Origin of the sequence: Streptomyces sp. NPDC057287 (genome assembly GCF_042667905.1) — a bacterium.
In the GTDB taxonomy this organism is placed as follows: Bacteria; Actinomycetota; Actinomycetes; order Streptomycetales; family Streptomycetaceae; genus Streptomyces.
Genome location: NZ_JBHUYV010000005.1, coordinates 170,864 through 182,616, shown reverse-complemented (window position 1 = coordinate 182,616; position 11,753 = coordinate 170,864). Strand labels below are relative to the sequence as shown.

General features: G+C 70.6%; 11 protein-coding genes. 5 read left to right on the top strand and 6 right to left on the bottom strand.

The features are described from left to right. Positions 1–30 precede the first annotated feature (30 nt). Entirely contained in the window at positions 31–1,233 is a 1,203-nt protein-coding gene (locus ACFUNE_RS11680) for a cytochrome P450 (RefSeq protein WP_383565718.1), read from the top strand. Continuing rightward, positions 1,227–1,532, top strand: coding sequence for a ferredoxin (locus tag ACFUNE_RS11675; protein WP_383565273.1), 306 nt, complete (start codon positions 1,227–1,229; stop codon positions 1,530–1,532). The genes ACFUNE_RS11680 and ACFUNE_RS11675 overlap by 7 nt, the downstream gene beginning before the upstream one ends. Before the next feature lie 79 nt (positions 1,533–1,611). Here the strand turns inward: ACFUNE_RS11675 and ACFUNE_RS11670 are convergent, their stop codons facing one another. The 3 genes from ACFUNE_RS11670 to ACFUNE_RS11660 form a co-directional block, all read right to left on the bottom strand. After that, positions 1,612–2,649, bottom strand: coding sequence for an aldo/keto reductase (locus tag ACFUNE_RS11670; protein WP_383565271.1), 1,038 nt, complete (start codon positions 2,647–2,649; stop codon positions 1,612–1,614). Between the two features lie 11 nt (positions 2,650–2,660). Then, the gene (locus ACFUNE_RS11665; RefSeq protein ID WP_383565269.1) at positions 2,661–3,209 is read right to left on the bottom strand and encodes a hypothetical protein; all 549 of its coding nucleotides are present in this window, start codon (positions 3,207–3,209) and stop codon (positions 2,661–2,663) included. A gap of 164 nt (positions 3,210–3,373) precedes the next feature. Then, entirely contained in the window at positions 3,374–3,970 is a 597-nt protein-coding gene (locus tag ACFUNE_RS11660; protein ID WP_383565267.1) for a TetR/AcrR family transcriptional regulator, read from the bottom strand. A 108-nt stretch (positions 3,971–4,078) separates the two neighbouring features. Here ACFUNE_RS11660 and ACFUNE_RS11655 point away from each other — a divergent pair, with 108 nt between their 5' ends. Both ACFUNE_RS11655 and ACFUNE_RS11650 read left to right on the top strand, forming a co-directional pair. Beyond that, on the top strand, positions 4,079–5,503 hold the full coding sequence (locus ACFUNE_RS11655) for an MFS transporter (RefSeq protein ID WP_383565265.1): 1,425 nt from the start codon (positions 4,079–4,081) through the stop codon (positions 5,501–5,503). 197 nt (positions 5,504–5,700) lie between these two features. After that, positions 5,701–8,475: an AAA family ATPase gene (locus ACFUNE_RS11650; protein ID WP_383565263.1), complete on the top strand. Its 2,775-nt coding sequence runs from the start codon at positions 5,701–5,703 to the stop codon at positions 8,473–8,475. A gap of 114 nt (positions 8,476–8,589) precedes the next feature. Here the strand turns inward: ACFUNE_RS11650 and ACFUNE_RS11645 are convergent, their stop codons facing one another. Further along, on the bottom strand, positions 8,590–9,363 hold the full coding sequence (locus ACFUNE_RS11645; protein WP_383565262.1) for a BTAD domain-containing putative transcriptional regulator: 774 nt from the start codon (positions 9,361–9,363) through the stop codon (positions 8,590–8,592). Between the two features lie 272 nt (positions 9,364–9,635). Next, positions 9,636–10,187 carry a hypothetical protein gene (locus ACFUNE_RS11640; RefSeq protein ID WP_383565260.1) on the bottom strand — a complete coding sequence of 184 codons (552 nt, stop codon included), beginning with the start codon at positions 10,185–10,187 and terminating at the stop codon, positions 9,636–9,638. A gap of 96 nt (positions 10,188–10,283) precedes the next feature. Here ACFUNE_RS11640 and ACFUNE_RS11635 point away from each other — a divergent pair, with 96 nt between their 5' ends. Further along, entirely contained in the window at positions 10,284–10,796 is a 513-nt protein-coding gene (locus ACFUNE_RS11635) for a PadR family transcriptional regulator (protein ID WP_383565258.1), read from the top strand. Between the two features lie 136 nt (positions 10,797–10,932). Here the strand turns inward: ACFUNE_RS11635 and ACFUNE_RS11630 are convergent, their stop codons facing one another. Continuing rightward, positions 10,933–11,679, bottom strand: a complete 747-nt coding sequence (locus ACFUNE_RS11630; RefSeq protein ID WP_383565256.1) for an aminoglycoside phosphotransferase family protein — start codon at positions 11,677–11,679, stop codon at positions 10,933–10,935. Positions 11,680–11,753: the final 74 nt, after the last annotated feature.

The following is an 11,753-nucleotide window of genomic DNA, read 5'->3' as shown; positions in this document are numbered from 1 at the left end:
GGGATCCGCCCGAGAAAGGAAGTGATTCCGCTGTTGTCCTACCCGCGGGACAGAACCTGTCCCTATCAGCCGTCCCCCGAATACCAGGAACTCGGTGGGAAAGGGCCGTTGCACCGCGTATCCCTGTGGGACGGGAAATCCATCTGGATGGTGACGGGCCACGCCCAGGGGCGATCCCTGCTGGCCGATCCGAGAATGTCGGCCGACCGTTCCCGGGATGATTTTCCGGTCGTGCTGCCCCGTTTCGAGGCGCCCATCTTCAAACCGCTCGCCCTCATCGGATACGACCCGCCCGTGCACGACATCCACCGGCGGATGCTGGCGCCCGCGTTCAGTCTCAAGCACGTGCGTGACATGCGTCCCGCTGTCGAGGCCCTCGCCTCGGACCTGATCGACCGCATGCTCCGTAAAGGCCCGCCGGCCGATCTGGTGGCCGACTTCGCGCTGCCGATCCCCTCCATGGTGATCTCCGACCTCCTCGGAGTGCCGTACGAGGACCACGAGTTCTTCGAGGAGAAGACCGTCGGCCTTCTCCAGGCCAAGGACGCGGCCGGCGCCGAGGCCGCCGGGCAGGCGCTGTGGGACTATCTCGACGGACTCATCACCGCGCAGGAACGTGACCCCGGCGGGCCGGGAGTGATCAGGGCACTGGCCGGGCAGATCGACGGTCAGGACCTGACCCGTGAGGATCTGCTGCGGATCGCACTGGCCCTGCTCATCGGCGGTCATGACACCACGTCGCAGATGATCGCCCTGGGAGTGGTCACCCTCCTCGAACATCCCGACCAGCAGGCGGCGTTCACCGCAGGGTCGGAGATTCTCCCGCCGGCGGTGGACGAGTTGCTGCGCATGGTCTCGGTCACCGATGTGTCCGGTGTGCGGGTGGCCACCGAGGACATCGAGATCGCCGGGGAGGTCATACGGGCGGGAGAGGGCGTGCTGGTGTCCTCCTCGATGGCCAACCGCGATGCGTCGGTCTACGGGGATCCGTACACCTTCGATGTGCACAGGACCGGACGCGGCGGTGCCGTGTCCGGGCGCCAGCACCTCACCTTCGGCTACGGGATCCATCAGTGCCTCGGCCAGAACCTCGCCCGGATGGAACTGGAGGTCGCCTTCTCCGCCCTCTTCACCCGCATCCCGGGGCTCCGGCTGGCCGTCCCCGCGGGTGAGCTGCCTTCGCGCAGCGGCGGCACCATGCAGGGCGTGCACTCCCTGCCGGTGGAGTGGTGAGCGGGGTGCGCGGCACACCGAGGAGCGAGGAGCTCACAGCGCGGGACGGGACGCCGGAGCGGCGGCCCCTCCGGGTGAGTGCGGACCGTTCGCGGTGCATGGCGGCAGGGCACTGCGCGGTCACCGCGCCAGGTGTCTTCGACCACGCGGAGGACGGCCTCGTCGTGGTGGCGGCACCCGAGCAGAGCGAGGAGGAACGGGAGGTACTGGAACTGGCGGTGGAGCTCTGCCCGTCCCGGGCACTGACCCTCTCGCCGGAAGCGGCGCCGTCCGTGGCCGGGGAAGCCCGTCGCCCCTGAGCGTGCGATCCCGTCCGCCGGCCCGGGGCCGGTCCCGCCAGGGTGTGGCGGGACCGGCCCCGGGCCCTTCGTGCGGCGGTCAGCGATCCAGGTAGCTCATGCTCTCCGAGTTCCAGCGCTCTCCGCTGACCCGGTCCGCGGGCACAGCGGCGGCGATCTCGTCGAGCTGCCGCGGGGTCAGGGAGAGGTGGACGGCGGCGGCGTTCTCCGCCAGCTTCGCGGGGCTCTTGGTGCCGGGGATGGGGAAGACGTCATCGCCCTGGTGGTGCAGCCAGGCCAGCGCGGCCGCGCCCGGTCTCAGCCCCAGAGCGGCGGCGACCTCCGTCAGACGCTCGGCCATCGGAAGGTTGGCCGCCAGGTTGTCCGGCTCGAACCTGGGCAGGCCGAACCGCCGGAAGTCGGCCTCACCGAACTGCTCCACCGACCTGATCCGGCCGGTCAGGAAGCCGCGCCCGAGAGGGGCGTACGGGACGACGGCTATCCCCAGCTCCCGGCAGACGCCCACCGTCTCGCGTTCGATGTCCCGGGACCACAGCGACCACTCGGTCTGCAGGGCCGCCACAGGGGCCACGGCGTGCGCCCGCCTGATGGTGGCGGGGGCCGCCTCGCTGAGCCCGTACCCGCGGATCTTGCCCGCGGCCACCAGCTCGCCCAGCGCGCCGGCGGTCTCCTCGACGGGCGTCCCGGCGCTGATCCTGGTGAGGGTGAACAGATCGATGTGGTCCACTCCGAGCCGCCTCAGGGACGCCTCACAGGCCTGCGCGACATAGGCGGCGTCCGCCCGGATGCCGGTGCCGACTCCCGGCCCCGGGCGCACCACGCCGAATTTGGTGGAGATCACCGCCTCGTCCCTGCGCCCCGCCACCGCGCGGCCGACGAGCTCTTCGTTCGCGCCGTGGCCGTAGACGTCGGCGGTGTCCAGCAGGGTCACGCCGAGGTCGAGCGCTTCGCGGATGGTCCGGGTGGCCTCGGCCGGATCCACCGGCCCGTAGAACTCCGACATGCCGAGGCAGCCGAGCCCCTGCCGTCCGGCCCCGAGGGGACCGAGTGGAGCGGCGGGCACACGCGCGGGGTTCGCCGGTCGGTCCGTGGTGCCGGTGGCGGGGGAGCGGGTCATGGCCGGTACCGTCACTTCCGGTAGAGCACGATGGCGGACTCGTAGGTCGTGTGCGATTCCTTGACCAGCGGCCTGAACTGCCGGTAGCCGATGGCGCCGCGCAACGGCCCGGCGACGACGACGGCGGGGAACGAAGCGAACTCGCCCGCAGTGAGGCGGGCGTCGTCGACCAGGCCGCCGGCACGGATCACATGGCCGTCGTCCAGGGTGATCTCCTCGCCGAAGTACGCGATGAAATGGTCGTCGCCCGGATTGCGGAAGAGCATCCTTCCGGCGCCCTTGGTGCGTCCGATCCGGCCGCCGTCCGCGTCGAAGATCTCCAGCTCGACGGTGGCGAAGTCCTTCTCGGTGGGAGTGGTGCCGGTGGGGTCGGGGTTGTTCGACTTGTAGGCGACCACCTTCTCCGTCAGGTCGCGCAGGACGAGCGAACGGCTCGGCTCTCTGAGCGCGCCGACACGGTCGGAAACGGTGCGGGGTGGCGCCGCGAGCAGCGGCAGCAGCCGCGAGCGGACCGCCTCGGACAGCGGTGACAGCCGGTCGGACAGAACTTGCAACACCACGATGTGCCCTCCTGGAGCGCGGGATGCGCCGGACTGTGCCGGGCGCTGCGGGCACGCTAGGAGGGGTTTCTCAACCGGTTCTAAAGACAGCTTTCCTGCGGGGGCGACCGACGGCGCCCGGTCAGCCGGTCGCGTTTCCTGCGGGGGCGACCGACGGTCCGCGGTCAGCCGGTCGCAGGGCGTGCCACGATGCCTTCCAGGATCATCTGGACGAACCGGGGGCTGCCGTCACGGTCGGCCAGAGCGTTCTCCCGTACCCAGGCGGCCCCGCTCAGCAGGTCGAACAGCTCGTCGGCGGTGAGGTCCCCGCGTACCTGGCCTGCGTCCTGGGCGGCTCGCAGCAGGTGCGCCCCGCTGCTGTGCATGGCGCTGCACGCGGCGTGCGACGGTGTGCCCTCGTCGTACATGCTCCGGGTCAGGATGCCGACCAGCCCCCGGAAGGTGCTGAAGTGCCGTACGGCCCGTCGCATCCACTCGGACAGGGCGGCCAGCGCGTCCTGGGTTCCGGCCAGTGCCTCGGCGTGGCTGATCAGCTCCGCCAGGCCTTCCCTGGTGGCCGCCTCGACCAAGGACGCCCTGGTGGGGAAGTGGCGGTAGAGGGTGCCGATCGCCACGCCCGCCTGTCCAGCGATGTCCTCCAGTGAGGCGTCCGCGCCCTGGGTCTCGAAGGCCTTGCGCGCCGCGGAGAGGATCGCGTCGTAATTGCGGGCGCCGTCGGCCCGTTTGGGCCGCCGGGCGATGTACGGCTGGGCATCTGACACGGGGACCGCCTCCACTTGACTACCTGAGGGTGCCTCAGGTTAACTGCGGACCACTTAACCTGAGGCCATCTCACTATAGCCCTGACCGCTGAACGTGGAGGGACATCCATGACCACCGACACCGTCTCCGACGGCGTTCCCGCACCCCAGGTGCCGTCCAGGCCCTGGGCCCTCACCCTGACGGCGATCGTCGGAGCGGAGTTCATGCTCCAGCTCGACGGCACCATCGTGAATGTCGCCCTGCCCACGCTCCAGGACGACCTCGGAGTCTCCGTCACCAGCGGTTCCTGGGTCCCGAACGCCTTCCTGCTCGCCTTCGGCGGGCTGCTGCTGTTCGCCGGACGCCTCGGCGACGCACTCGGTCACCGAAAGGTCTTCCTCGGCGGCATCGCCCTGGTGGTGATCGCGTCCCTGCTCGCAGGGCTCGCCCCCAACCTGGAGGTCCTCCTCGTCGGGCGCGTACTCCAGGGGGCGGGGGCGGCAATCGCCGGACCGACAGGACTGGCCCTGCTGGCTGTCGTCTTCGAGGGCGAACGACGTCAGCGTGCCTTCGGCCTCTACTCCACGGTGACCGGACTCGGCGCTTCCGCCGGCATGGTCCTCGGCGGCGTACTGACCTGGGCGGGGGACTGGCGCTGGAGCCTGCTGGTCAACGTTCCCGTCGGTCTGGCCATCATCCTCATCGGCCTTCGCACCCTGGGGCTGAAGGACGACAGCGCGCAGGCCCGCTCGCTCGGCCTGTCCAGCGCACTGCTGGTGACCCTCGCCGTCACCTCCGGCGTCTACGGATTCGTGCACGCCGCCGAGAAGGGCTGGGGCGACGGCGCGACGCTCGTCGCTCTCGCCGCGTCGGTGGTCCTGTGGGCCATCCTGCTCGTGACGGACCGGCGCACCGCCGAACCCCTGCTCCCGGGCAAGATCTTCGCCGACCGGACACGTGCGGGAGCCTTCGTGGACCTGCTGCTCCTCGCCGCGGTCCTCACCAGCTTCCTGGTCTACCTGGTGCAGTACCTCCAGAACGTCCTCGGGTTCAACGCCCTGCAGAGCGGGCTCGCGATCCTGCCGTTCGGTGTCGCCCTGCTGCTGACCACGCAGGTGCTGACGAAGTTCATCGCCACCGTCGACCTGAAGATCCGGGCGGTCGGCGGTCTCGTCGTCGTACTGGCCGGTGTCGGCTGGCTGACCCTGCTGGACGGAGACAGCACCTACGCCACCGGAGTGCTGCCGCAGATCCTGCTGATCGGCATCGGAGTCGGCGTGGCCATCATCCCGTTCAACATGGTCATCCTCACCACCGCGCCGCCGGAGCACGCCGGCATCACCGCGGGCGTCCTGCAGACCGCCCTCACCATCGGCGGATCCGTCGGGCTCGCCGTGCTCCTCATCCCCTACACCGACGGCGCCGGCCCCGCCGACACCATCTCCCAGGTGTTCGTCTGGGCGTCGCTGATCACCGTGGTCGCCATCCTGACGGCGCTCGCCTTCTGGTTCGGACCCGGCACGAGGAAAGCGGCCCCGACAGCCGCGGAGTGAGACAGGAGGCCTGACCAGGTCGCGCCGGTGGACCGATTCGCGGTGCCACCGGCGTCCGGGCGGCAAGCCGTCCATGAAGCTTCTGTTACAGAGAGGACCCCTCACCGGCGGCTCTCCTATGCTGCTGCGGACCGCGCTCTCCGTGAGCCTTGTGCCCTGACCGGGCAACGCCGAAGAACGCGGAAGGGGGCGTAGTGATGACCGTTGCCGTGAGTGCCGGACCCAAGGACCGCAGTACCGTACGCCGTGACGAACTCGCCGAACTGGCCTGCCTCGTCACCGAGGCCGCCCGGCACCGGGACGCAGCCGTGGAGCTGACCGGGGACCCGGGAGCAGGCAAGACCAGACTGCTCACCCTGCTGGCTCGCCAGGCCCACGAAGAGGGTGTCCTCGTGCTGCGCGGCCTGAGCGTGGAGGCGGAACAGGAGGCCCCGTTCCGGCCGTTCATCGAGGCGCTCGGCTCACTCCGGAGTCCGGACGGAGCCGCGCTCCTCCAGGCCGCAGGCCTGGTCCACGCCCTTGCGGCACCACCCGAGGACCCGGACTCCGCGGTCGACGGCAGTGGCGGACTCACCCGGCAGTGCCAGTACTTCGCCGAGATACGACGGCTGATCACGGCGTGCGTGGCCCAGGCCCCGCACGGGCTGCTCCTGCTCCTCGACGACTTCCACTGGGCCGACAGCTGCTCCGTCCGGCTCCTGGAGATGCTCGTCCGCTGGCCCGTCGGAGGCGGCCTCGCCATCGTCGTCGCACACCGGCCGCGGCAGGCGCCCGTCGCGCTGCGCGTCGCTCTGCAGCACGGTGTCGAACTGGGCGGCGTGGAACAGATCGCGTTGCCTGCCCTGACCCAGTGCCAGAGCGCCGAACTGCTCGGTGTGCGGGCCGACGCCCCCGGTCTGCAACAGCTGCACGAGGCGAGTGCCGGAAACCCGCTCTATCTCGCCGAACTCGCGGCGATCGGGGTACTCCGGGCGAACGGTGAGGCGTCCGGGGAAGAAGCGGGCGCGGTCCCGGCGGGCCGCGCCGAGCTGTCGATCAGGCTCCTGGCCGAATCGGCCCTGCTCAGCCGCTCCGAACTCCTCGCCGCCCACGCGGCAGCCGTGCTCGGCGGCACCTTCGACGTGGACTCGGTCGCAGCCGTCGCCCTGACCAGCCGGGACGAGACGTGCCGCGCGCTGAGCAGCCTCTGCCGGCGCGACCTGGTCAGGACCGACTTCGGCGCCGGCGGGCTGACCTTCCGGCACCGGCTGGTGCGCCGCTTCCTCTACGCCCAGTCCGACAGCTGCTGGCGCACCGGCGCCCACCGCCGTGCACTGCACCACCTGCGCGCCCTCGGCGCGCCCCCGGCGGAACTCGCCCCGCACATCATGAGCCTGGGGAACCAGGGCGACCCCACCGACGCCGCCGACCTCTTCGCGGCCGTACGCGCCGCACTCGCCCTCGGGAACACGGAGGAGGCGGCGAACTGGCTGAGTTGCGCCCTCGGCCTGGTGCGCGCGCACGGCTCCGCCGCGACCGCGCCGGACGGCTCCACCGGCGGCCACCCGCACGACCACGAACTGTGGCTCCAGGTCGTCCGCACACTCGCCGTCGACGGTGAGACCGAACGTGCCGGAACCCTGTCCCGGGAGATCCTCGCCGCGCTCACCGCCGCGCCGGCCGCGACCGACGCACGCACGGCCGGAGCCCTGGCCGTCGTCCAGGGCGCTCTGGGCCACGCCGAGGAGGGGCAGGCCCTGATCGCGGCGGCGATGGACGGACTGTGCGGCGGCGACCCCGCCCGACTGTTCTTCCTGCGCTGCCAGTCACAGCTGGTCCGGATGCTCGCCGGCCCGCTGCCGAACCGCGCCGATATCGACGCTCTGACCCGCTCCACCTCGCACGCCGACCCGGTCACCGCGGCAGGCGTCCAGGCCCTCCAGGCACTCTCCGCCGTCTTCGCCGGCGACCTCGGAACAGCCGAGGACCGCCTCGACGCGGCAGCCGAGCTGTTCGACGCCCTCGACCCCGACGAGCCCGCGGCCGGATCCTGCACCGCCTACCTCACCGTCCTGACCTGCGCGGAGTCCGCGATGGGATGGTACGGGCCCGCACAGGGGCACGGCAGCCGCGCGCTGGCCGAGGCCCGACTGCGTGGCGAGGCCCACCTGCTGCCCATCCTGCTCAGCGTGCTGGCGTACACGGCGCACCAGGCGGGCCGTACAGCCGAGGGCCTCGACCACGCGCAGCAGGCGGTGCGGGTCGCCCGCGCCGCCAAGCGCCATGACCTCGCGGCCTTCGCCGAGGCCGTCAGTGCGGCTGCCTGGACCTCGCTGGGCCGAGCGGCGCCCGAGTGCACGCAGGAGCCGTCCTCGGTGAACGGGCTGCCGCGAGCCACCGCGGCCGTGCTCCTGCTCGCCGAGGTGAAACTCGCCGCGGGCGACGGCGAGGCGGTGCTGTCCCTGCTGCTGCCCGAGGGCGCCCACCGGATCCCGCAGCCCTCAGCCGTGTACGCCGCCCGGGTGTACGAACTGCTCGCCGCCGCGGCGGTGACCACCGGGGGCGACGCGGAGCTGTGGGCGCTCAGGGCGGAGGAGGCGGCGAGCGCAGTCAACCTCGTCGAACAGCAGGGGCACGCGCTGCTCGCCAGAGGGCACGCACTGCGGGCGCGCTGCCTGCCCGACGAGGCGACCCGCCTGTACGAGCAGGCGCAGGACCTCCTGGGAGAGACAGCCGTCGGTTTGCGGGCCGGAGAACTGGCCAGAGCCGGAGCGCGGGGCCGGGCCGGACGGGACGCAGAGGCCCTGGACGAACTCACCCTGCGCGAGAAGGAGGTCGCGGATCTCGCGGGCAGGGGCCTGAAGACCCGGGACATCGCGGGGCGGCTGCTGGTCAGCCCCCGGACCGTCGACGCCCACCTCACCCGGATCTACAGCAAGCTCGGCGTCAACACCCGGGCCGCGCTGGTGCGGCTGCTGGCCGACGCGGGGTGATGCGACCCGGGTCGGCCGGCGAGGACCGACCCGGGTCGCCCGCCAGGGCGGGCGCCGGGTCGGCGCCTGCGGAGGGTGTCCGTAGTCGCCGCTCCCGGCAAGGGCGGTCGTGGCTCAGCCGGCCGCGGACAGCTCCAGCAGCCGGTCCGACGAGAGGATCGCCTGGTGCAGTTGCCGCAGCGAACGGTGCGGCTCCAGACCCAGTTCGGACCTGAGGACCCGACGTGCGGAACGGTAGACCTGAAGGGCCTCCGCCTGCCGCTCCGACCGGTACAGCACCAGCATCAACTGCCGGTAGAAGGACTCCCGCAACGGATACTGCTCGGTCAGCGAGTGCAGAAGCCCGATGACCTCCCGGTGCCGGCCCAGCGCGGTCCTCGCCTCGACAGAGCGCTCCAGGCACTCCAGCCGCTCCTCCTCCGCCCAGGCGGCGAAGGAGGAGAGCATCGGCCCCTCGGCCAGACCGTCCAGCACCGGGCCGCGCACGTAGGACAGAGCCCGGTCGAAGGACTCCAGGGCCGCCTCGTGGTGGCCGGAATCCTGGTGGGCCCGCCCGTCGCGCGCGGCAGCCGAGAAGTCGTCGGTGTCGTATCCCGCGCCGTTCCTGCGCAGCACGTACCCGGCCGGCTTCGTCTCGATGACCTGCTGCTCCCCGGCCCCGGCATCGGCGAGGAACTTCCTCAGCTGGGATATGTAGACGTGGACGGCTGCCATGGCCCGCCGGGGCGGTCTGCCGCCCCACAGCTCGGTGAAAAGCTGATCCTTGGTGACCACCTGCCCGCTACCGAGCAGCAGGGTGGCCAGAGTCAGCTCCCGCTTCGCAGCGGACAGAGAGAAACACTCCTGTGCGTGACGTACACGAAGGGGCCCCAGCAGTTCGTAGCGCATCGATACCTCGTTCAGTTGAGGAACGGGTGTGTGATCAGATGCCACTGTCGCTCGTCCCCACTGTCCGTACATCGGGGAAAGTACGTAGGTAATCCGGACTGGCCGGAGACCGTTGATCCGCAGATCAGAGACCCGCCGACAGCGGGAGCGCGGGCCGGCCGGGCGACTCCCCACTCCGTGTGCCAGGTACCCGGCGAACCACACGAGGTCTGTTACCGAGCGGCAGCACAGCTACTCGAACGTGCACTACGGATACGCCGGCCATTGCGCGTCTACGCGGCGGCCTTGGCCTGGATGCGGGCGACGTAGCGGGCGGTGAAGAGCATCGGGACGGCGAAGCCGGCGATCTGTACGAGCGTCGCGGTGGTGGAATTCGCGTGGCCTCCGTGTTCCAGCACGGCAAGCACAACAGCGGTCAGCACGAACGCGGCGGTCCAGACGGCGGTGATGACGACGTTGACGCGGATGAACGGCTTGAGCACCCAGACCTCACGCGGAGTGGTCCGCTTGGCGATGCCAAGGGTGAACGGCTTGCCCATGGCGAGGGAGACTCCGGCGATGATGGCGAGTGTGCCCGCCGAGAGGGCCGCAGAGTAAGTGTGCACGTCCGAGTCGTGGTTGGTGAAGGCGATTACGGCCAGTGCGGTGAAGAAGACCGCGGAGCCGGCTTCGATGATGAGGGCATCGAAGGCGATGCCGGAATGCAGCTGCTGCGCGATGATCGCGACGGCGATCACCAGCGCTGCCAGAGCTCCCCACTGCCAGTCCGCCGAAGGAACCGCGGCGAAAACGATCCACGGCAGAAAGGTGCGCAGGTAGGACATGATCTCCCCGATTCATTGTCCCTGTTCTGACATGTCAAAAGTAGAAGGTCAATGAGTGACATGTCAATACTGGAAGGTGACGGTTACAGTGGAGCCATGAGTCTCAGACACGCTCTACTCGGCCTGCTCTCGGAGCGCCCCGCCAGCGGATACGACCTGTTGAAGCTCTTCGACACCTCGCTCGCCAACGTATGGCCCGCCACGCAGAGCCAGGTCTACACGGAACTGGCGAAGCTGGCCGCCGCCGGGCTGGTCGCCGTGGCGTCGGAGGGGCCCCGTGGACGCAAGGAGTACGCCCTCACGGACGACGGACTGGTCGAGCTTCGGCACTGGATGACGGAGACCGGACCTCAGCGGGCGGTGCGGAGCGACATCTTGCTGCGGGTCTTCTTCCTCGGCGTGCTCACACCGGAGCAGGCGCGCTCCTACCTGGACGACCTGGCCAGGATGTCCGAGCGGGAGCACGACGACCTGCGGCAGCTCAAGGAGTCCATCGACGGGGGCGACGACAGCCTCACGGTGCACGGCCTCATCGCGCTGGAGTACGGTCTGCGCTTCAACGCGATGCGTCGCGAATGGGCGGGATGGGCGGCGGCGCAGATCAGGTGACGACTGCCGAACCCGGCTCGCCTGCGTACGTGATCCGGCCGAGCACGCAACGTTCAGCACGAAGGCCGCCATGCCTGAGCCATGCGATTTCTGCTCGGGAGGTCGGAACCCGCTGGCAGCAGCGGCCCGCGCAGCCTCACATCCGGGACTTGAGCACATCGACCTCGCAGCCCGGAGCGAACGGGTCGAAACCGTGCTCGACCAGCCAGCGAACCACCAGCAGGCTTCGTACCGACCACCAGGCGCGGATCACGTCCAGGTCGATGTCGGCGCCATAGCCGGCGACGACGTCACCGAGGTGCTCCTCGTGTCCGAGGGTCAAGGTGGCGAGGTCGAACAGGGCGTCACCCCGGCCGGCCTCGGACCAGTCGATGATGCCCGTGACCTCGTCGTCAGCGACGAACACATGAGAGATCTGCAGGTCGCCGTGCGTGAACACCGGAGTCCACGACCGGAGCGCGGCCTCGGCGACCTGACGGTTGCGGGTGACCAGGCCGGCGGGGAGGACGCCGTTCGTCACGAGCCACTCGCACGCGCAGTCAAGATCCGCCGCCAACTCGTCCGGGCTCCGGCCGGCCCGGCCGGTCCGGGGCGGCAACGGCGAGTCGTGCAACGTCCGGACGGCGGCACCCGCCGCGGCCCACGCCGCCGGGGACGCGATCGACGGCTCACCGAGGCGTCCGAGTGCCGTCCCCGGGACCGCGGCGATGGCGAGCACGGGCGGCTTGCGCCACAGGACCTCCGGGGTCGGGACCGGCGCCAGGGCCATCGCCTCGACCTCGACATCGATGCGCGCCTGATCGGCGTCCACCTTCAGGAACACATCGCCGACGCGCAGGGTCGCGCGCTCGGAATGGGCGACGACAACAGTGACCTCATCCATGGCGACCAGTATTCCGGGGCGGACCGTCGACGTCGCCGGGTTTGTCGGGCGCGATTGCGCGGCCGACCACCTCC